The sequence below is a fragment of the Escherichia sp. KTE31 genome (assembly GCF_000407925.1).
Taxonomy (GTDB): Bacteria; Pseudomonadota; Gammaproteobacteria; order Enterobacterales; family Enterobacteriaceae; genus Escherichia; species Escherichia ruysiae.
In genome coordinates this window covers 990,219-1,013,127 of record NZ_KE136722.1, presented here as the reverse complement: position 1 = coordinate 1,013,127, position 22,909 = coordinate 990,219, and the positions used below count along the sequence as shown (strand labels likewise).

Below are 22,909 nucleotides of genomic sequence, written 5' to 3'. Positions count from 1 at the left end.
CCTTACGCGCGACGATGACGGAGTACTGTTTCCAGCGTATCCACGCTTTCACCGATAATCTCAACCGAAGAACTTAAGGCTCCCGCCGCTTTCGTCAGTTGCGTATCCATCTCTTGCAGTGAACGATTCAGGCCGTTTTCCACTCCGGTCGTAAAGGATTCAAAACTGGTTCCCATTACCTCGGCAATGTTATGCAGGAACTCCTGAGCCTCACGGTTATATTGTTGCAGGCGTTCAGAGTACGCCTTCAGATCGTCAACAAAACGGCTGCGCGATGATTGTTCATCATGGCTACGGTTAATCAGCGTTTCGAGTGCCGTTATGGCATTCGCCACGACTTCGCGGGTATTACGATAATCAGCAATCAATGCCCCCAACTCCGCGCTGGCACTGGAAAGCGTGCGTCCCGCCTGTTGCGTGCCATTGAGCACCTCGGCGGTCAACTGATTAGCCTCGGCGACACGATCGCCCGCAGCTTCAAAGCGGTCGGCAGCCACGCGCATTTTATCGGCTCCTGTTTGTATCTCTTCCAGATGGCGCGTGGTATTTTTCGCCATCCGTTGCAGCAGCTCGCCTGAAGCCGATTGCTGTTCACGCAGCATCTGCATCAGCGACTCAACCTGACTTTCAAGCTGACCAATGATTCGCTGCGCTTCCTGTTGTAACGCACTCTGCGCTGATTGCTGTTGCTGGCTGAGCGACTTCTGGCCTTCTTCCAGTTGCCCAAACAGGTTGCCAAGTTGACTACCCAGGTGATCGATACCGCTGGTCATTTTCTCTCGCAGGGCATCCTGACTTGAATGCATGGTTTGCTGTAACGACGTCATAAACTGTTGTTGTTGCTCAGCCGCCGCCTGCTCACGTACTTCGCTACGTGCCAGAAGCTGCTGAGTCTCTTCATGCAGCACGCGTTGCCCCTGTTCCTGAGTCTGGCTCATCTGTTTTTGCCCGGACTCCAGTTGGCTGAATACGCCCGCCAGGTTTTGCGTCAGCGTTTCGACACCTTTGCTCATATTGCCCATCAGCAGATTTTGCGCCTGATTTTGCTGCTGATTAAGTTGCTGCTGACCATTTTCCAGCTGTGCAAAGAGCGTCGCCATATGGCTGCCAAGCGTATCCACGGAAGCCGCCATTTTCTCCATGGTTTCATTTTGCCCTTGCTGAACACTGGACTGGATAGCCTCAATAAACGCGCGCATCTGTTCCGCCATCGCTTTTTCACGCGCTTCGCTGTCGGCAAAGATTTTTTCCAGTTGTTGCGCCATCCGTTCGCCCGCGCCTTCGCCTTCTGCGCCAATACGGGCTACGGACTCCTGCAAGCTGCGCAGCATCTCATTCATCCCTGCCTGCATCTCCTGCTGACCGCTTTTCATTTCGCTTAACAGTTGAGAGATCAGTTGCGCGCTGCCCTGACGTGAGTCATCCCCGGCCTGACGCATATCCTGCAACAACGTTGAGAAGCCGCTTTGCATAGACTGAATGGCTTCCACTGAACGCCCCATCATCTCCTGCATGGTGGTGAACTGCTGACCAAAGGTGTTATCCATTTTGCTCATAAAAGCGGTCAGGACGTTCTCCAGCATCGACTGCACACGATGACTCTGATCGCCGGAGGCGGTTTGCACCACGCCAGCAATTTTATCCAGCGGATTTTTCAGGCTGGTTTCGATAGCGCCACTAACCTGTTCAGCAAACTGTTGGCCTGACTCGCGGTATGTTGTTGATAATGTCTCTGCCAGCTTTTGATTTTCCCGCATCTGGCTATCCACCAGGTTTTGCAGCATTTCACGCAGGTCAGTGACCAGACCATCCTTAAGTTGCCGCGCATGGGTGGTGTTTTCTTTAGTACTGGAAAGAAGTTGCGAAAGGTAATCTTCACCGACGCCGCCTTCAAAAAGCTGGTCAATGCTGGCGGTAAGGAGTTCAAGGTTTTTATAGCATTGCGCCAGTCGCCATTTTTCAAACATGGTGACCAGAATGGAAAACGTAATAGCAAACGCCGAACCTAAAAACGCATACAGAACGTCGCGTAAAAGGTTCGCGACGCTGGCGCTGACCTGCTCTGGCGTGCTGGGGTCAAAATGGTGCAAACCAATCATCAACCCCGAAAAGGTGCCGATGATCCCAATTCCGGTCAGGATGCCTGGAAGATGTTTAAACGCTTCCGTATAGAGAGGAATTTCGACTAATAACGGTTCCGTAAACCATGCTGACGCTGGAGCCGTTGAGCGAATGGCGCTAATTTTTTTTTGCCCGCTATTTTCATCAAACTCAAACTGGCGATGTAGAGACTCTTTAAATTCGCTCCAGGGGTGCGCAAAAAATTTATCAGAGAATAACGCGTCTAATTTTTCGAGTTGTTGTGCCGGTTTTTCATTGCCAAGTCCCCGAATTGCTTTCGCTTTTTGTTTAAAGCGCGCTGAAACCCTAAATGAAGGAATCGCGTAACGGACAATGAAACCCAACAACAAAACCCCAACCACAATAGCGACATAAATCGGCACATTTTCTGGATTAACAGAGGTTAACGTGTCGAGGAACGAAGTCAGCGAAAACATCTAAATACCTTGAGTGAAGGAAAAGAAATTTGCAGGGCAGAACATCACCAGCAAGGAAAAAAAATCGCCCGCTCATTATAGGAAAAGTCTCGATTTTTACATCAATAAAACGTTATATATCTCACAAAAACATTGATCACACGCATACGTAAGAAATTTAAATCGCTTGGTAAAAATAATTCACAGAATTTATGCTTTATGACACAAAGATTGGGGATTTTATTTTTTCGCCGCCAGACTTACGTATGAAACTTTTTCATGGGGCGCGCTGCTTCTAATAACGTCCAGTCACTATTCAACGAGACAATTAAATGAGCGAGATTGACATTAAGGGCGATGAAACGCTGGTTGCTCTGCTACTGAACGCCGACAAAAACGATATCGATCTGCTGATTGATTACATTACCCCAGACGGAAAATTTAATTTTTCCCAGTCTGACCGCGTTAAAAAGGCCTTGCGCGATGGTAAAAATAGCGAAGCTATTGATGAGGAAACATTGCGTTTGCTGATTCGCGAACTGCAACATTTTGGCGGTAACACCGTGATTAATCTGTTCCGAGGCAATGGCGTTAGCTATAGCGAAATTGTTGACGATGTTGCCAGCCATCTGAAAATTAAAGTCGCGAAAAATGCCCCGGTAAAAGAAAAAGAATCACTGATTATTGATGCCGTTTTCGCTTCATCCTGGAACAAAATGTCAGATGACGATCGCCGTCAGCTTCTCCGCGATATGGGAATTAACACCAGTATCAGCCTGGATAAGCTGTCACGTATGGAGCTGCCACTTTTGCAACGTGCGGCAATGGTAGCAAGCGGTCTGGCGCAGATCGCCACGGGGAAGGCACTACCGTTAATTGCGGGTCTGGGGATAGGTCGCGTGTTGGGCGTTCTCACCGGTCCTGTCGGGTTAGCCCTCACCGGCTTATATACCGCTTATGATATTTCCAACCCGGCGTTCCGAATCACCTTGCCCTGTGTGGTGCAAATTGCCTGGATTCGCTTAAAAAATTCCCGCCATCACCGTCTGAGTGAATCGGTATCATCAACGACAATTTCAACCGCAAACTATGACAATCGCTGGGTGTTTGAAAATGAAAAGTCGCAGCGCGTTTTAACTGTATCGTCTATCGCTTTAAATAAAATTACCCATCCCGACACTCTGGTACGGCATGACATTACTGAAATTTCACGGTTAGGCCCACTCTTACAGACGCTTCCTTCGCTCGCCACCGCCGCCCATATTGCCAGTCATCACTATATGGAAGTCATTATTGATGGCGCACTGGCGAAAGTGAAAGATGGCTCAGGATATCGTGGCTTCAGCCTCGGGGAAAACGGGATTAAAGCGCACGCAGTTTTGCTGAACCCTGACAAACTGAATCAATTGGTCAATGCCGGCATATTACTGAATGTCGCCTCGGCGATACTGGCGCAAAAACATCTGGCAGATATCAGCAACAAACTAACGCAGATAATTGAAACTATTCGGGAGATTTCTGCATTCCAGAACAATGCCCGCAAATCTGAAATTGTCGGCGCTATTCAGTATTTACAGCAAATCACGCCCGTCGTCATTGAGGGGCAATCTTCGCCAGAAATACGGCAAATACTTGAAGCTATCGAAAAGGATTTTTCAACGCTCCAGGATCATCTGCTGACGGATATTGCCTTTGCTGGCGAGAAGGTAGCCTCTATAAATGACGGCAGTTTTTTCAGTAGCGCAACAATCACCAGTAAAATTCAGGCGCAACAAAAAATTATCGAAGAACGGACGATGGAGTGGGATTTAGCGATGAAGGTACGCGGGCAAGCATTGCATCTGGTCAGCCATAGTGAGGGTCAGACGATGCTGGTAGAGCGCCGCCAGCAGGCTATAGAACATCATTACGCGCAGTTCGATACGGTTATCAGCAAGGTAGAAAAACAATTACAGTCACGAATTGATAGCATCAGCGCCGTAGCGGAACAGGCGAATACCACCAGCGCCAATAAAGTCATTTTGCGAAAATGGAGCAACAACCGCCTAATGCCGCAAAAAGTCGCAATTAAGGAAGCTAGCCAGGCGTTCGATCAATTCCAGCAAAATATGCTGGACAAGCCGTTGCAGACCAGCCGCATGTTGGTGGAAATGAAAGACGGTAAACCAGTGAAGTGTTATGCGTTGCCGGATGCTTAAGGCGGCTCGCAATATTTGCGGTGTGGTTAGCGGTGTCATTCATAATTTCTCCGGCTCAGGAGAATCAAGGCTAACAACCCCGTATTCAGGCTGCCCCACTCCCTGGGGCTATAAATCTCTTACGACTCACCGTTGCAGACATTTCAAATGCATATCACCCTGCCACACGCCCCCACACCAGTTGCCCTTTATGGAACGTTGCCGTGCGCGGTGAAATACGCGCGACCGCCTCGGCAGAACAGGAGGCATCCACCAGCACAAAGCTGGCGTCATCCTGTGCTTTTGGCCAGACGCGCTCGCCTTTTTCATTGAGCGGCAGGACATCGCCAGTGGCTAAAAACAGTGAGCGAGACAGGTTCTGTTCGTTAGGACGAATATAGAGTTGCGCGTACAGATTGGCTTTTTCCAGCATGTCGCCCAGGCCGTAAGGTGACCAGTGGTCGATAACGCTGTCGGTGCCGGTCATGACTTTTACGCCTTTGTCGTGCAACTGTTTGAGCGGCATATGCAGCGTGCCAATCGGCACCGTCGAGGCGATTGAAATTTGCTGCGCTACCATGCGATTCGCCAGTTCATCTACCTGTTGCTCGTTGAGCGTTGCCAGCGCAAAGGCATGGCTGATGGTCAGCTTACCTTTCAGCTGCGGCGTTTTCTCTACGGTTTCAACCATATAATTGATGGCCGCCACGCCCGCCGGTGTGGTTTCGTGCAGGTGAATATCGACGCCTTTGTCGTAGTCCAGCGCAATCTGGAACATGGTGTCGAGGGATTTTTCCATCGCGCCATCAACACTGGTCGGGTCCAGCCCGCCGACGTAATGCGCCCCCGCCTGCATCGCTTCGCGCATCAAAGGCTCCGATTTCGACAGCAGCAAACCGTGCTGCGGGAAGGCGACAATTTCACACTCGAAGCCCGCCTGACGTCGCGCCAGCACCGCCTGCAAATTTTGCAGATTTTTCAGACCGGATACCGGTTCGATATTGCAGTGGCTGCGGGCAATAGTGGTGCCTTTCGACTGCAATAAATCGATCAGTTTTTCCGCCCGCTCCTGCGTGTAGGGTTGCAGCTCCGGCAGCATTTTTTGCTCGAGCTTAATCATGTCCTGGATAGTGGTGCCTGCCGGGCGATTGAGCGAGCGCCACGGCCCGCCGTAAAAGGTTTTGTCGAGATGAATATGCATATCGCGGGTGGTGGGCAGCATCAACTTACCGCCAGCGTCATAGTGCGGCAGCGTGGCGTCCGGATGCTGTTTGTTCTCGCGCAGGGCAACAATTTTGCCGTCCTGAATTTCCACGGTCTGGCGCGCCGTGCGGGTCTGCACCGCTACGCCATTTTCGTAATCAAAACCGGTTTCCAGCAGCACGTTGTCGAGATAGTAGTGCGGGTCAGTGATTTTCATGGTGTTATTCGCTTCGCAGTTTGTGGTGCCAGAGACCGCCGCATGGGCGAGCGGCACAGACGTACCAAACAGCGCGGCGGCGGTGACCATCTTACCGCTCTGGCTCAAAAACTCACGACGGCTATTGCTTTCTTTCATCTTACGTCCTTACGTTTTAATAATATGAGTGCCCGTTTCACCGCGCAGCGCCGCTGGCAGGCATTCCGGCGTGGTGATAATCACTTCTTTACCGCCTTGTTCTAAGAACGTCAGGCTGGCGATGATTTTTGGCAACATGCTGCCAGGCGGGAAATGCCCTTCCTGCATATAGCGGGTCATGGTGGCAATATCTACGCGATCCAGCGCCTGCTGCTGCGGTTTGCCAAAGTGAATACACACTTTTTCCACGCCAGTGGTGATCACCAGAATGTCGGCATGAATTTCACGCGCCAGTAGCGCGGTAGAGAGATCTTTGTCGATAACCGCGTCCACGCTTTGGTAATCCCCCGCTTCGCTGCGCACCACCGGAATTCCGCCGCCGCCCGCACCAATCACCACAAAGCCTTGTTGGATCAGCGCCTTAATAGCAGGTGCTTCGACAATACGTTTCGGTTCCGGCGAGGCGACAACCCGGCGATAGCCCCGTCCGGCATCTTCAACAAAACGCCAGTCAGGGTTTGCCTTTTGTAATTCGTCACGCTGGCTTTCATTGAAGAATGCGCCGATGGGCTTGGTGGGATGAGCAAAACCCGGATCGTTTTTATCCACTTCCACCTGAGTCACCACGGTGACGGCCTTTTTCTCGCCGTGACGCGCCAGCCGGTTGTTCAGCGCCTGTTGGATCAGATAGCCAATGCCGCCTTGCGTATCCGCCACACAGTTCGCCAGCGGCGTTAAGGGCAGCCCTTCGCGCTCGTGGGCAATCTCCGCGCGGCGTAAATCCAGCCCGACCTGCGGCCCGTTACCGTGGGTCAGCACAATGTCGTAATCGGAAGCCAGCATTTCCAGCACCGTATCGGCGACGGCTTTCACCGCCTCCGCCTGATGCTCAATCGACTGGCTGGCGTTATCTTTGATAATGCTGTTGCCACCAATGGCAACGACCACAAGTTCTTTCATGTTGTTATGTCCGCTACAGAGGGTGATGGGGTTATGACCAACGCCAGACTGCCTGATGCGCTACGCTTATCAGGCCTGGAAATTCTCGTGCCACTTGTAGGCCGGATAAGGCGTTCACGCCGCATCCGGCATAAACACGCAGGTCAGACGCCGTAACGTTCGCACCAGCCCAGAATGGCTTTTTCGAAGCAGGCGAATGGTGGATGCACAATGCCCGCGCCAATCATGCCGACGCCCGCATCTTTATGGGCGATGGCGGTGTTGATCACTGGCAGAATGCCGCTGCTACCCACGCGGGTAATGTCGATTGCCGACGGCACGCCCATAAAACCGAGCAGCGGAATGGTGACGTTCGGGTTTTCGCCGAGGGTGATTTCACGCATCTGGCGGGAGAAATCGATAGCCTCTTCCACCGTGCCGCCCACCAGCGCGACGATCGCGGGCGCGGTCGCCATAGCAAATCCGCCAATACCGTAGGTTTCAGTGATGGCGCTGTCGCCGATATCCAGCCCCGAATCTTCCGGCCTATAACCGGCAAACATCGGGCCGATGACCTGCTGCGCCGGGCCGGTAAACCACTGCCCCGGCAGGCCGCTGACCCGCAGGCCGAACTCGACGCCGTTACGCGCCATCGTGGTGACCACGGTGCTGTATTCGATGCCGTGCGCCGCATCCATCGCCGCTTTACACATCGCCATCCACGTCGGGCCGGAGAAGTAGTCGCTGCTGGCGACAAACTCAAACACTTCGCGCTGTTGCTCGACGGAATAACCGGCCTGAATAATCCCCGGCGTCAGCGCCTGAATCAGCAGCGTCGTCCCGGCGTTATTGCGGTTATGGCACTCATCGCCCATATGCAGCGCCTGCGCCAGCATTAAGCGCAGATCGATCTCGCCGATAATTTTCATCGCGTCGCGCAGCATGGGCCCCTGCACATCGCGCATCCAGTTGAGGCGGTCAATCACGCTCTGGTCGTTAGCGCCCATACGCAAAATCTTCGCCATCTGCTCGCTCATGTTGGTGTAAGCGATGTTGCCGTAGGTTTTGTTTTTCACGATGTGCATAAACATCGAGGCCGAGGTGACGCCCGCCATCGATCCCACACAATCGTGCTCGTGGCACGGCGAGAAAATGATCTCCCCGGAAGCCGCCAGTTCAGCCGCCTCGTCGAGATCTTTCGCCAGCCCTTCGAACACCAGCGCCCCGGTGACCGCGCCTTTCATCGCGCCGCACATTTTTTCCCAGGTGACCGGCGGCCCGGCGTGAAGAATGGTTTTCGCCGTCATGCCCGGCACGACGTTAATCGCCTGATCAAAGCCAATCAAAACCGGATGCGATTGGATAATGCGTTCCAGCGCCTGCTGATTAGCGGCAGCGATTTTGTCCGCCAGCGGTGAATCGGCAATGTTGTCCAGCGCCTGCACCACCTGCATATTGCCCTGCCCCGGCGGTGTCCAGTCGAGCTGGGTCACTTCAACATGCTGCTTTTTCAGGTCATCGCTAAACATGGCGATGCCGACGTTAATAACGTTCAACGGTTGGCTAAACAGTGACGGGCTCATCAGGCTTCCTCCCCTTTGCAGATAAATTCACGCGCCAGCAATCCGGTATTGGTGCTGCTGCTGGCCAGAATCACGCCGGCATCAAGCAATATCTGGCTCTGTTGTTCTAATGATGGCGTATCGAGATCGGTGCCCAGCACATAAGCGAGAATGATCAACTCGCGGCCTTCGGCGGCAGCGATCGCCTTCGCTTCTTTGATCGCCTCGATGGTGGAACCAACCGGATCTTCATGCGATCCAAATCCGAGCACGAAATCCATCACGATCACTGCCACTTCTGGATCGCGCGCCTCTTCGATCAACCGGCTGATGCGATTGGTGGGGTCAATCATTGGATGCGGCTTGCCGTTGGTGAAGTCGTCATCGCCAAAGTCGAGGAAGGTATGTTTGATGCTGCGGTTGATATCTTGCAGGCGGAATTCAGGATCGGGCTGGATGTTGCTGTAGACATCACCGTGTTTTTCCATCACCGCGAACATGGTTTCGTCACACAGCGTGCCGCCGCAGAACAGGCCACGAATGTACTTCTGCTGTGGTTTCAGGCGAGCGCGCACATCAGCAATTAACGGCTGGTTAAGCGTATGCAGGTCGAGATGTTCCTGTTTCACGCCGGAGAGCATCACCGCTTTCAGCGCCGCTTCTTTAGTGCCGCGAGCAAACTGTAACCCTGGTTCATCCACAGGCGTTTCGCCACGACCGAGGAAGCAGACCACTACCGGTTTACGGCAGCCGCGCGCGCGTTCCAGCACTTTGCGAGCCACCGCAGGCGCTGGCGGTTTAGAAATCAGCGCGATGATTTCAGTTTGCGGATCGTTTTCTAACATGCCGATGGCGTCGAGCATCATCAGGCCGCCAATTTTCTCGCTCAGGTCACGCCCGCCGGTGCCGATCAGTTGCGAAACACCGCCGCCAAATTCATGAATGCGGACACTCAGTTCCTGGCTGCCGGTGCCGGACGCGCCAATAATACCGATGTTGCCGCGACGCACGGCGTTACCAAAGCAGAGCGCCGCGCCGTTGATAATCGCCGTGCCGCAGTCTGGCCCCATCAGCAGCAGCCCTTTTTCGTGAGCGAGCTGCTTGAGCGCCAGTTCATCTTCAACCGAGACGTTATCGGAGAACAGCATCACGTTGAGGTCGTTTTGCAGCGCCTGACGCGCTTCGCGAGCGGCAAACAGACCGTTAACGGAAATCACCGCCAGGTTACTTTCCGGGATATGCTTTTTGGCGCTGGCAAGGGTGGCATAGCGCGCTTCATGCGAGCCACTTTGCGCTTTGGTGTTGAACAGTTCTTCAATCTCCACCAGCAACTGCTCGTTGTCCGCGCCCGCTTTGCCGTTGATGACAATCATCAGGTCGCCGTTTTTCGCCTGCTCCAGCTCCGGCGTCAGCAGCCCTAAGTTCTTCAGCACGCCTTTGTTCATTTCGGTCGCCATCGCCACAAATGCCTGCTCGACGCCGTCGAGTTTATTTGCACGCGTGGAGATGGACATCAGCGAGACAGAATCAAAATAGGTATTCGGTTTAATGACTATTTTAACTGACATAATTCCCTCCGTAGGTTTGGCTCAGCGCACAACCATCGGCCATGCCATACAGCATGTCGCAGCCGGAACTGGAGCCAATATGTTTAATTTTTTCTATTGCCTGAGTGGCGTTCTCAGGGATGTCATTAATGATGCCGTGGATAAAGTGATAAATATTTTCCCGACAGCGTTGTTGTAATGCGGCTTCCAGCGTTATGGCACTTAATAACGTGGTATTATTTCTGCCGCGTTGCAGACCGAGATAAAATTCCTCTTTGCATTTTTCTACCGGATGCCCGGAAATAAATAAAACAAGCACCAGACCTGTTAAATAATCATCGGCTGAAGGTGTCAGACCAATCCCTAACCCCATCATATTAGCGACCGCTGACGCGATATTTTGTTTATCGTTTAATGCCTGAATAACAGCACGTCGCCTGATATGTAATTCTTTATTTAACGCCTGATAAAACGGATTATCACCGCGATAATTAAACAGGGTTTCATTTTCCCCCAGATGCTGATGAATAATGTCGTGCCACTGTTGCCAGGCGATAAGGTGAAAATTCTCAGCGGTCATTTGCAAGGTTGGGGACAGCCAACGCTGGCAACGACGCTTATCTATATGAATATATTTACCAATCGTAATTCCGTGCTCGTCAAACTGAACTTTTTCGCCATGATGGAACAGGCCATCAAAGTGAGTGAGTGCCAACCGACAACTGTTTGGCGCATTGTCGTATTCTTCACAAAGCAGCGTCAGCAACTGCTGGCGAGCCGGGAGTGCGATATTTACCGCTCTGGCAAAGACCTGTTCAACCTGTCCTTGCCCCCGCTGCGCCAGAAAATCCGCATCCGCAGTTAGCGCCCACACACACCGTCTTTCTGGTGTGTCGATAGCAAGCCTCCCGGATTATGCACCTGCGGCAATCAGCAATTGCGCAATCTCTTCAAAACCGCGTTCCCGCGCCAGTTCCAGCGGCGTTTTGCCATATTTATCGGTCATATGCGGGCTGGCTCCGTGTTCCAGCAATAACTGGACAATCGCCTGCTGTTTAATACCGCCATCATTAAGCACAATAGCTTCCAGTAGTGGCGTCCAGCCAACATGGTTGGTCTGGTTAACGTTAATATCCGTATGCGCCAAAAGCTCTTTCACAATACTTAAATGACCTTTTTCACAGGCAGGCGTCAGGCCAACGCCGCCAAAGCGGGTTACGCAATTAAGATCGGGTTTAGCAGCTAAAATAATTCGTAACAAGGTTAAATCACCGGTCAGGCAGCTAATTAAAAAAGGATTTGAACATATCTGATCTTGCTTATTAATATCCGCTCCGGCATCAATTAATGCCTGAACGCAAGCATATTGCTGATATAAACTTGCCAGCGTAATTGCCGTTTTCCCCTGACGATCGCAGATATTAATATCGACACCCAGCGCAAGGCAGGTTTTTACTTTATCGATATCACCCTGTTGCGCAGCCAATAAATAGTCGGCAGGTAGATTTTTTATAGTCATTCACATTTCCCTGGTTTTTGTGGCTGTTTTCGATGAATTGAGAATAGCAACGAAATTCAGCTAAAAGAACCCGCTTAAATTTAATTCGCCGTATTTCGCCTTTTTGTTGAATGATGTTCAATAATCTTTTCGCAGTGTGCGGTAGTGCAATATTTGTCTCTTTCTCGCCATACCCTTTCACTCAATCCGGTTTTATTTCTCTATAGTCTGCACATGTAAGAGCAGCTATCGTCCATGTCTAACCAGAGGGGAACAAGATGAACGGACTCACGGCAACGGGTGTCACCGTCGGTATTTGTGCAGGGCTTTGGCAGTTAGTGTCTTCACATGTCGGGCTCTCTCAGGGATGGGAATTATTAGGAACGATTGGCTTCGTCGCCTTTTGCAGTTTTTATGCCGCAGGCGGCGGTAAATCGGGGTTTATCAGAAGCCTGGCGGTTAATTATTCCGGGATGGTGTGGGCGTTTTTCGCCGCGCTGACTGCCGGCTGGCTGGCTTCTGTAAGTGGGCTTTCTGGATTCTGGGCAAGCGTGATTACTACCGTGCCCTTCTCGGCGGTGGTGGTCTGGCAAGGACGTTTCTGGTTACTGTCATTCATTCCCGGTGGCTTTCTCGGCATGACGCTATTTTTTGCCAGCGGGATGAACTGGACAGTAACGTTACTGGGTTTTCTGGCGGGTAACTGCGTGGGGATAATTTCGGAATACGGCGGACAAAAATTAAGCGAAGCGACGACTAAAAGCGACGGGTATTAAAAGTTATTCAAAAATGATTATCTATCTTTAATCGATACCTCTACAGTTGTGACTGGAGAAATTCATATTAGAAAATGGCGGGAATGGTTTAATGAACTCAATTTTTACCGAAGAAAACCTGTTAGCGTTTACTACCGCTGCGCGTTTTGGCAGCTTCAGTAAAGCGGCAGAAGAGTTGGGTTTAACCACTTCCGCCATTAGCTACACCATCAAGCGAATGGAAACGGGGCTGGATGTGGTGCTGTTTACCCGCAATACCCGCAGCATTGAGTTAACGGAGTCCGGGCGTTATTTTTTCCGCAAAGCTACCGACCTGCTGAATGATTTTCACGCCATCAAACGCAGCATCGATACTATTTCACAGGGCATAGAAGCACGGGTTCGTATTTGTATTAATCAGCTACTTTATACCCCTAAACACACCGCACGCTTATTACAGGTGCTGAAAAAGCAGTTTCCTACCTGCCAGATAACCGTAACAACTGAAGTGTATAACGGCGTCTGGGATGCGATTATCAATAACCAGGCGAATATCGCCATCGGCGCACCCGACACGCTGCTGGACGGTGGCGGCATTGATTACACCGAGATTGGCGCGATTCGCTGGGCTTTTGCTATCGCCCCGGATCACCCGTTAGCCTTTGTACCGGAGCCAATCGCTGAAAGTCAGCTACGTCTCTACCCTAATATTATGGTGGAAGACACCGCGCATACGATTAATAAAAAGGTGGGCTGGTTGCTGCATGGGCAGGAGTCGATTCTGGTGCCAGATTTCAACACCAAATGTCAGTGTCAGATTCTGGGCGAAGGGATTGGTTTTTTGCCAGATTACATGGTTCGTGAAGCGATGGAACAATCACTGCTGGTTATCCGACAAATTCATAACCCGCGCCAGGATTCACGCATGTTACTGGCAACCCAACACTCTGCCACCGGCCAGGTGACGCAGTGGATTAAAAAACAATTTATGCCTAAAGGGATATTAACGGAGATTTATCAGGATTTACTGCATCGGGAGAATTGATACCAGCCAACCTCCCGACGCACCCTGAATAGCGGCTTACATCAACCACCGGCTTTCATTACCCAGTCAGAGACAAATTTATTACCCGGAACCGGCGGAGAGTACAAATAGCCCTGCAAAAAGTGAACGCCTTTACCGATCATTAAGTCCGCCTGTTCCTGGGTTTCTACCCCTTCCGCCACGATACTCAGACCGGGCTTACGCGCCAGTTCGACAATATTGTCCACAATATGGCCGGAGATTTCGTCAACACTCGCCATTTGCACAAACGACTTGTCAATTTTAATAAAATCGACCGGAAACGCCTGCAAATAACGATAGGTTGCATAACCAGTACCAAAGTCATCCAGCGCAAAGGTAATGTTGTGCTGATGAAGGCTATCAAATATCGCTCTGGCTTCTGGCGTTACCGGAATGGGGTTACGTTCCGTCAGCTCAAGAACCAGCTTGATTTTATCGTTGCCTAATTTCTTGACCAGGTTCAGGCACTCTTTTTCAAATCCCGCAGCCAAAAAACAGCCCGCCGAGACGTTGATACCAATATGGAAATTGTCCGGCAGCAAATGTTTTACCGGCAGCAGAATATCCGCAGTCTGTTTCATCAACTGGCGGGTCATTATGACGATAAGACCAGATGACTCCGCCAGAGGAATAAACTGATCCGGCGGGATGATTCCCGTTTGCGGATGCTCCCAGCGAACAAGCACTTCACAGCCTGTCAGTACCCCTGTCTGTGCGCAGAAAACAGGTTGGATCCATGGTTTAAATTCATGGTTTTCCAGCGCCAGGCTGATGGCTTCAGGCGTGACAATATGGTGACAACGGTTGTCAGGGATATAAAATTTATTTGTATTACCTGTGGCAGTGACTACCTGTGGATGATATTGAAAAAAGATATCCCGCCAGAAGGTAATATCACTCTGAATACCGAGTTTTTCGTACAGTTGTTTCTTTTGATGTGAAATTGTTTTTGCGCTGCGGTTTCTATATTGTGATATTTCTGTAACCGACATCCCCTCCATCAGCAGCTTGAGTAAAAGCCGTTCTTTCTCGGACACAATACCAGGCAACGTCAGATTAACGGTTGCCCCGAACTCTTCAAGAAAAACACTCAAATCATGCGAAGCCATTTAACACACCTTGCTTAAATCATGTGCGCCAGCTAAATCCGCTTGTCTCCTTTCTGGCAGAAAAAGCTGACTGCAAGAAAATAATACAGAGAGTCGAATTGTCACTCATCCGACTCCCTCTCCTTTTACGAATTATTCAGTTCAGAATGACCACTTAACGCCAATCATCGCGGAGGTGTCATTATATCCCTTGTCCGCAACCTGAACGCCCACATTTCCCCAGACATTCAGGTTGGCATTTAGCTGTCCTTCCACCCCGGTTTTTATCTCGGCAATATTTCGGGCTCCATCCTGAGAGACTGACACGCCATCCATGCGAGTGCTGAAATCCTTACTGTTATGTAGCCAGTTCACTTCCATAAATGGCTGGAACTCGCGGGATTTACCTTCATCCATTTTATGGTGGCTCTTAAGCCAGGTTTTCACGCCCAGTCGGGTTTGAATGTTACCGTCTCCTTCGCTTCGCACCAGAGTACCGTTGCTTTCGCGATGCTTATCAGCTTTTACGCCCATCCAGGTAATCTGTGCTTGTGGCTGGATATACCATTCGTTCCGCGTTCCCTGGCTGCCATTAAATTCAGCTAATTTGTGCTTGTATCCAGCCTCCAGTGAAGCAGTAAATCCTTTTGATTTATAAGATTCGCTCTGTAAATCATCACCTTTCACTGTGTTATCAAACCAGCTGTACTGCGCCCAACTGTCGAGATACGCCCCGTTATGTGACTCATCATCCGCATACCAGGTCGCATATAACCCCGTGCTGTAACCATTTACGCTTGCTTTAGTTCGATAACCGGTGCGCGATGAGATAGTCTTGCTGTCACTGTTGCCGTAACCGGCCATGACGCCCAGACGCCAGCGGTCGTTGCCACTTATACTCCACTGCGCGATATCGCCCCCCAGTTGCAGAACATAGCGATTGCTTTGGGTTTTCAACTGGCCACTTGCATCACGCCATTTGTTATGGCCCCCTTCATGACGCATCCACATGGTGGTTTGTTTCTGCTCACCCGTTACCAGATCGGTATAGTATGTGCTCCCCAGACGTTCATGCAGTCGGGAGGTAAACATTGTGTTTGCTGCCGCAAGGTTCGCGATGTAACCACCAGCCTCCGGGCGCAGGTCATTATCCAGATTCTGGTCAGGAACAGGCGTTGGCTCTGGCGTCGGATTCGGTGTCGGATTCGGTGTCGGATTCGGCTCCGGATTCGGTGTCGGATTCGGCTCCGGATTCGGCTCCGGATTCGGCATCGGCTCTGGCTCCGGTTGCGGTTCAACTGACTCACCACCGCTGGTCAGATACCAGTTACCGCTGTTTGCCCCCTGACCACGTGCGAGAGTGTAGTCATACGCGCCCGCAACGATACGCCCCGCCTGAACAAACTCCCCCTCGGACTTACCACCTACATGGATAAGTTCGATACCGTTAAGGGTTTTAGCGCCTGTACCGCCAGCGTTATTCACCGTAACGGACGTCATGCCGCTGGTATCGCCCTCAACAACCAGTTTATCAGTCACTGAATCATCGCCATTCAGTACCGTATTCATAACCAGTTGACCGTTATTACCGTGGTAGTTCCCCTTCACCACTAACGCATTGCCCGCTTGCTGTCCTGACATCCCGGTCATCAGCGTGCCGTTGTTGGTCAAATTGCCACCCAGGCTGTAACTCACAGGCACAGCCGCTCTTTTTTCACCGCTATTATTCAACACCAGGGTGCCGTTGTTCTCAACGTTTGCGCTACCCAATCCCTGCGCGTGACTTACCAGGACATGAGCTGAGTTAGCAATATTCATATTCGCCGTCAGACTGCTGTTATCGCCCGCGATATCCAGCGTGCCGCCCTGAACATTCAGCTTCCCGCTTCCCGTTAATGAACCGGTTGCAGTGCCCCCGTTGGCAAGAGTCAGAGTTCCGCCGTTTAAGTTCAACAGCGAATCGGCGCTACCATTGAGCGTACCCACGGTCTGGCTATGACCATTCATATCCATTTCAGTTTCTGCCGCCAGACGCAGTTCCTGGGTATTCCCCAACACATTATCGTTATTCAGCAAGAGCGTCCCGCTACGCAGATCGGTAACACCGGTATAGTCGTTGTCTTTGTTAGAAAGCGATACGGTCTGGCCTTTCTGGCTGCTGAATGCCAGGTCACCATTACCGGTAATTTTTGCGCTGAGATCGGCGGCATTCTCGCTTTTACCATTGGCACTCAGCACCAGCGCATCGCTGTCAGTAGCCTGCAAATCAAGCTGCGTCAGGCCATAGCCGATATACAGGCCGTCATTATTTACTCCACTCGTCAGACGATAGTCATAAGTGCCAACGGCAGCTTTTTTCCCATTCTGCTGAATATCACGTTGCGCACTGCTGGAGAGAGTTTGTCCATTTTTATCCTGCAATTGCAGATTGCCCGCATCCCCCAGCACCTCCGCCCCTTGCGCATCAACCAGCAGAATGGCGCTGTTATCATCATCAACTTCAGTGAGCGATAATGCAGAGTCAATATCACGAGAGACAGAGCTTACAACGTCGCGGTCGGCAACCTGAATAACCCCCTCGCCCCGTAGATCCAGCGTTTTGCTAACTTTGACGGTTCCTTCTGTCATCTGTGCATCAGTTGTCAGAGCACCAAAATCAACGGTTCCGCCGGAGAATCCCAGAGTGCTAATGGAGTGAGTACCATTACCCACCGTTATCTGACTTCCCTGACCCGCAGTGATCCCGCCTCTCTGCAGAAACTCAGCATTCTGTTCCAGGTTAAATGTCGTGTTCTGGAACGCCAGTGAACCCTGGAACCAGTCGGTGTAAGCAAACTCATCGAAGGAGAATGCATGATTCCCCATGTCTATTTCAACAATGCCTTTACCTTGAAGATCGTTATCAAATACCCAATCTTTGTTGGCATTAATTTGCAATTTGCCATCAACATCCAGATCCGCATTACCGATGTTCTTTTCTTCAGTAATAACAGCTACAGCATCGGAGGCAACATCAATATATCCGCTAAATGCATAATTATTACCGGTCAAAGCAACCGTCCCACTGTCGATACTGATTGTACCGTTGCCGGAGATCTTATTGGCAAAGGTCATGCTATCGTCAGCCTTCAGGTGTAATTTTCCGCGATTAGAGATATCTGCCGTGCCTATATTTTGAGTGATCCCCAAAGCTCCATTCTGGCCAATCGTTACTTTGCCGCTAAATGCAGAATTGTCACCGGTTAAGTAAGTCGTGCCACTGAGCGCATTGATATTGCCCAGCCCCTCACTACCACTGACAATGTTAGCGGAAATAATCGCGTTATCATCCGTGTGGTTTAATGTAATTTTCTTTTCGGATGTCGAAGCCCACACAAACTCAATTTTTTCGGCATCAATAATCCCTGCCGCTTTCGCATCACTCCCTTCCTGTGCACCTAACGCCAACTCCGAATTAGTGCTTAAACTAATTTTCGGTGCAGAAATTTTGCCGCCTTCTGAAACAGCAAGTGTGGTATCGGAGTTTTGATTATAATAGCCCAGACTAATTTGCTCACTGGCATTAACTTCACCACCGTTATTAACAGACAGGTACTGATCTCCGCCGTAACTGCTGTAAACGCCCATGAAGAAAGTTTTGGAATTTACCTGGCTGCCTTCGCCACTGACATTTCCCTGCGTATAAGTCAGACGACTGGTGCCCTTAACATGAATTTTGCCGCCGTTGGAGACATTAAAATAGCCGCGATCGTGCCAGGAGCCGGAGTTTGAGTCATAGAGATCATCAGCATACAATTCACTACCGGCATTTGAAACGTTTAGAAATCCCGTCCCTTTCAGCAGTACATCAAGCTGACCATTGATATACACTTTGCCTCCGGTGATATCCAACCCACCACCAGAATTGAGCGTAAAACGTGGACGAGAAGTGTCTGTAACGTCGATAACCAGATTAGCATTATCAGTAACCGTTATACGGTAATCGATGTTCTGATCGGCCTTGCCAAAATCAATAGTCTTGTCTTGGTTCACGGTGACATCACCAGAGAACGCCAAAGATGAATATAAACCTATCGCACTAATTAAAACGGCCCTTGCCTTCTTTCCTTTTATTCTACTTCCCAGCTCAGAGCAAACGCACCAACAGTTACGGGACCTGTTCCACTTTAGCCGATATATTTTATTCATGAGACTCTCCAGCAATGCATCCAGACAAAACCAAGCTCTCATACACCGAGGTGAATTAAATTCCGTACCTCGGCCCATGAGAGATATAAAAATTCAAAAAGACTGCATAATATCGAAAACTGTATTATTCAGGCATACAGTTCAGAGGGTAATATAGGGCTAACTCTCCACTGGACACGTTTTCCAAATTAACAACCGCAACATCATCCTTACATTAACTTCCAGTTTTGAACACAGGCGCATTATATGTATCTACGAATGCAGATCAACTCAAAATATAGTCCAAAGCAAAGCATTGAGACCCCATATTAATATAAGAAAAATTGGTAACACTAAATGAGTATATAAATATAAGATTTGTCTTATTAAAAATAATATACTGCTTTAGGACTGAATCCATTCAGCAAAAATATAACATCTTATTAAGAAAAGAAAAAATCTCAGCGGGATTTGACTGTTATTACAAGGAAGCATCTGAATGCTGTAAATATATAAGCGTGGATTTTCACACTAAATCTTTACAACGTAAAACTATAATGACACAAACAGTCGACGTTCGGTTTATTTTTATCCACCAAACATAACACAAATGAACGGGTGTTTTAACTGCCTGTTTTTTCATCACTCTGGTATATGCGCTCCAGTTTCTGAACGCCCAGATAGAGCAGTTATTCCTTTCAATATGACAGCGCCATTCTGGATGTTCTTACCAGAATGGCCGCCAATCTCTCTCAACAATCCTCAATAATCAGGTACACCGCTTTCACCGGCCCGTGAACCCCAACAACTTTGATAAGCTCAATGTCCGCTGTTGAACTGGGGCCACTGATGATGTTAATGCAGGATGGCATACGTTCACCGGCCTGCGCTTTCTGGTGCAATTTTTCTGCCAGCTGCGCCACTCGGGGCAAAATAGTGCTTTTACGCAGGATAAAAATAGAGGACTCAGGTAGCAGACTCAATGAACGTCCGCGCTCGGCGGCGGAAAAAAGCACCACACCTCCCGACTCTGTTAAGCCATATTCAGCATACACAACGCCAACTTTCGCCTGCTCCGCCAGAGCGATATTCTCGGCACCTTTCGCTGGATCCCACACGACGGCATTGCATTCCTGCTGTAAACGCCCACTGATCCCCAGTTCCTTCAGTCGCTTGTCGCCACTGACCACGACCGACTGATCTCCCAGCTCTTTACACAAACGTAATGCCGCTTCTGCCGCCTGCGCCTCGCTGGTCAGTTCACAACGCGTCAACATGACATCGCTGGCAAACTGGATAAACGCATCACAGTGCTGCTGTTGGTTAAGTTCGGTAAGCCGCTCGTTAGCATAATTGTTAAGCGGCGCATCTGCTGCTTGCGGTTCAAGTCGCAGCGGGCGACCCAGTGCCTGAGCAACGTTGTTCAAAAATTCGCTCCGATTATCCATTCTTTTTCTCCTGCGCCTGATGTTTCTTAAACCAGCTACGGAAACTCTCTCCGTCAGCTTCAGGAAGATCGCGTGCTTCCATCCAGTCGCTAATTGCGCCGATCCTGAGCGGTGTTTTGCCGCCATTGATAAACCAGCTTGCCGCATGGGCGCCAGCCATCATTCCGACTTTCCACAACCCCGGATGACTATTGGCATAAGCAAACATTTTGATCGCCCGTTGCTCTGCTTTTGCTGTTATCCCTTTTTCAGCCATCACCCGACGATGGCGTAAAATCAGTTTCGACAGCGGAATACGCACTGGGCAAACGCTGTCACAGGCTGTGCATAGAGAACAGGCGTAGGGCAGATCTTTAAAATCTTTATAGCCGCCAAGCAGTGGAGAAATCACCGCGCCGATTGGTCCTGGGTAAATAGAGCCATATCCGTGACCGCCAATATGGCGATATGCCGGACAGGTATTCATACAGGCTCCGCAGCGAATACAGCGCAGCACATCACGAAATTCAGAGGCCAGCACCTCGGAGCGTCCGTTATCAACAATAACCAGATGAAACTCTTCAGGACCATCAACGTGCCCCGCTTCGCGCGGTCCTGTCAGCCAGGTGTTATATCCCGTCAAACGCGCACCAACAGCACTGCGCGCCAGCATGGTGATCAATACATCAACCTCGGCAAACGTGGGGGCGATACGCTCCATACCCATCACCGCAATGTGCGTTTTCGGCAGCGTGGTACACATTCGCGCATTACCTTCATTAGTCACCAGACATACCGAACCGGTTTCTGCCACCGCGAAATTACAGCCGGTAATACCGATTTCAGCACTGAGGAAATCTTCGCGGATCTTTTGACGGATGAATAAGGTCATCGCTTCAGGCGTTTCCGGGCCATCATAGCCCAGACGTTCGTGTAGCACCCGGCGGATCTGGTGGCGATCTTTATGAATGGCCGGAACCACAACATGAGATGGCGGATCTTGATCCAGCTGGAGAATGTATTCCCCCAGATCGGTTTCAATCACCTGAATGCCAGCATCCTGCAACACATGGTTGACGCCAATCTCTTCGGTCACCATTGATTTCGACTTCACCACTTTCCGCGCATTTTTACGCTGGGCGACCTGCAAAATGTAGCGGGTAGCGTCTTCTTTGGTTTTTGCAAAATAGACGTAACCGCCGTTTTGCGTCACTTTTTCTGAGAGCTGGTACAAATAAGCGTCAAGATTACTCAGAACATGATCACGTATCTGGGCAGCACGATCGCGCCACTCCTCCCAGTGCCCTAATTCATCAACCATTTTTTGCCGATTTGCACCAATACGCTGCTGCGCGTTTGCCACCGCTTTGCGCATGATCGGATCTTCAATTTGCTGACGGATGCGTGTCTTAAATTCTGTATTACTGGTTTTGATCGACATCTTTATATCCTCAGCGGCTCATCAGCACTTCAGCAATATGCATCACTTTGACTTTCTGCCCTTCCCGTTGTAATCGCCCACTAATGTTCAGCAGGCAACTCACGTCAGCGCCAATTAAATACTCAGGGCGGACTTCCATCAGGTGTGAAACCTTTTCCTTCACCATCTCGCCGGATATTTCGGCCATTTTGACCGAGAACGTGCCGCCAAACCCGCAGCAAGTGTCCTGTTCGGCAAAGGGCAACAGCTCCAGTCCGCGCACATTTTTCAGCAGCGTAAGTGGCTCGTCCTTCACCCCCAGCTTACGAGCCAGACTGCAAGATGGGTGATACACCGCTCTCCCCTGCAAGCTGGCGCCGACATCCACTACCCCTAATTTATTAACAATAAAAGAGGTGAGATCCTGCATACGCGCGGCAACCTTTTCGGCACGTAATGCCCATTCAGGTTCATCCGCCAGATACGTCGGGTAACTTTTTACGGCATAGGTGCAGGAACCAGCCGGTGAAATAATGGGATCGTCGTTATCCTCCAGTGCAGCGATCAGATTTTTCATCCCCGGAATCGCTTCTTTGATATAACCACTATTGATCGCAGGCTGACCGCAGCATCCCTGTTTCTCCGGGAAATTTACGCGACAGCCGAGTTTTTCCAGTAGCAGCACGGAGTCTCGTGCCATCCTTGATTTCAGTGCATCACCAATACAGGTAACAAAGAAATTTACATTCACAACCAACACTCCATTACTTCATTTCTGTTTATGCCCGATGGCAACCACCCCTTCTGGGTTATCAATCATCAATAAAAATAGGGGCTCTTTTTTATTAGGTACTAAAATACAATTTCAAACTCATTTGTATGACAAAACAGATAATCCTTCATTCAATACCGGGATGCAATAACTAATTTTATTTCTTTCGGCGTCGCTCACATTTTTATAGAGACAACCTCTATCAATATGGGAGCGTAAATTTGATTTAAGTAGATCACAAAGTTCATAAACCCAATCTTAAATACCTATTTAGAGCTACTCATTTCGGAGCTGTTAAAATATACACGCATCGTTATGAAAATCAAATTATTAACAATGGATATACAAATATTAACAATTGTAATTTTATTTTACTGAAGCGATTCAGTTTGCATT

General features: G+C 50.0%; 15 protein-coding genes. 3 read left to right on the top strand and 12 right to left on the bottom strand.

Features of this window, described 5'->3' with window-relative positions:
• Positions 1-2: 2 nt before the first annotated feature.
• Positions 3-2,558, bottom strand: coding sequence for a type I Zorya anti-phage system protein ZorA1 (gene zorA1, locus WES_RS16075; RefSeq protein ID WP_016159236.1), 2,556 nt, complete (start codon positions 2,556-2,558; stop codon positions 3-5).
• A 311-nt stretch (positions 2,559-2,869) separates the two neighbouring features.
• On the opposite strand from zorA1, the gene WES_RS16080 reads away from it, so the two are divergent.
• Positions 2,870-4,735: a YaaW family protein gene (locus WES_RS16080; RefSeq protein ID WP_016159237.1), complete on the top strand. Its 1,866-nt coding sequence runs from the start codon at positions 2,870-2,872 to the stop codon at positions 4,733-4,735.
• A gap of 154 nt (positions 4,736-4,889) precedes the next feature.
• Here WES_RS16080 and WES_RS16085 read toward each other — a convergent pair whose 3' ends face one another.
• The 6 genes from WES_RS16085 to WES_RS16110 all read right to left on the bottom strand — a co-directional run bounded on the left by WES_RS16085 (position 4,890) and on the right by WES_RS16110 (position 11,839).
• Positions 4,890-6,272: an amidohydrolase family protein gene (locus WES_RS16085; RefSeq protein WP_016159238.1), complete on the bottom strand. Its 1,383-nt coding sequence runs from the start codon at positions 6,270-6,272 to the stop codon at positions 4,890-4,892.
• A gap of 9 nt (positions 6,273-6,281) precedes the next feature.
• Complete coding sequence (locus WES_RS16090) at positions 6,282-7,232, bottom strand: carbamate kinase family protein (protein ID WP_016159239.1); 951 nt, start codon at positions 7,230-7,232, stop codon at positions 6,282-6,284.
• 143 nt (positions 7,233-7,375) lie between these two features.
• Positions 7,376-8,794: a YlbE family protein gene (locus WES_RS16095; protein WP_016159240.1), complete on the bottom strand. Its 1,419-nt coding sequence runs from the start codon at positions 8,792-8,794 to the stop codon at positions 7,376-7,378.
• Complete coding sequence (gene fdrA, locus WES_RS16100) at positions 8,794-10,341, bottom strand: acyl-CoA synthetase FdrA (protein WP_016159241.1); 1,548 nt, start codon at positions 10,339-10,341, stop codon at positions 8,794-8,796. Before fdrA ends, WES_RS16095 begins: the two co-directional genes overlap by 1 nt.
• Positions 10,331-11,194, bottom strand: a complete 864-nt coding sequence (locus WES_RS16105; RefSeq protein ID WP_016159242.1) for an oxamate carbamoyltransferase subunit AllH family protein — start codon at positions 11,192-11,194, stop codon at positions 10,331-10,333. The genes fdrA and WES_RS16105 overlap by 11 nt, the downstream gene beginning before the upstream one ends.
• A 39-nt stretch (positions 11,195-11,233) precedes the next feature.
• Positions 11,234-11,839, bottom strand: coding sequence for an ankyrin repeat domain-containing protein (locus WES_RS16110; protein WP_016159243.1), 606 nt, complete (start codon positions 11,837-11,839; stop codon positions 11,234-11,236).
• A gap of 257 nt (positions 11,840-12,096) precedes the next feature.
• Between WES_RS16110 and WES_RS16115 the strand changes: the two genes are divergently transcribed.
• Entirely contained in the window at positions 12,097-12,594 is a 498-nt protein-coding gene (locus WES_RS16115) for a DUF1097 domain-containing protein (RefSeq protein WP_016159244.1), read from the top strand.
• Between the two features lie 91 nt (positions 12,595-12,685).
• A complete protein-coding gene (locus WES_RS16120) occupies positions 12,686-13,618 on the top strand; it encodes a LysR substrate-binding domain-containing protein (protein WP_001084385.1) in 933 nt (310 codons plus the stop codon).
• Between the two features lie 41 nt (positions 13,619-13,659).
• Here WES_RS16120 and WES_RS16125 read toward each other — a convergent pair whose 3' ends face one another.
• The 5 genes from WES_RS16125 to WES_RS16145 form a co-directional block, all read right to left on the bottom strand.
• On the bottom strand, positions 13,660-14,748 hold the full coding sequence (locus tag WES_RS16125; protein WP_016159245.1) for an EAL domain-containing protein: 1,089 nt from the start codon (positions 14,746-14,748) through the stop codon (positions 13,660-13,662).
• 141 nt (positions 14,749-14,889) lie between these two features.
• Positions 14,890-18,915: an autotransporter outer membrane beta-barrel domain-containing protein gene (locus WES_RS16130; RefSeq protein WP_016159246.1), complete on the bottom strand. Its 4,026-nt coding sequence runs from the start codon at positions 18,913-18,915 to the stop codon at positions 14,890-14,892.
• 731 nt (positions 18,916-19,646) lie between these two features.
• Entirely contained in the window at positions 19,647-20,342 is a 696-nt protein-coding gene (locus WES_RS16135; protein ID WP_016159247.1) for a LutC/YkgG family protein, read from the bottom strand.
• Positions 20,335-21,762 (bottom strand): LutB/LldF family L-lactate oxidation iron-sulfur protein, encoded by a 1,428-nt coding sequence (locus WES_RS16140; protein WP_000023939.1) that lies wholly within the window; start codon positions 21,760-21,762, stop codon positions 20,335-20,337. The genes WES_RS16135 and WES_RS16140 overlap by 8 nt, the downstream gene beginning before the upstream one ends.
• Positions 21,763-21,772: 10 nt before the next feature.
• Complete coding sequence (locus tag WES_RS16145; RefSeq protein ID WP_001102103.1) at positions 21,773-22,492, bottom strand: (Fe-S)-binding protein; 720 nt, start codon at positions 22,490-22,492, stop codon at positions 21,773-21,775.
• Positions 22,493-22,909: the final 417 nt, after the last annotated feature.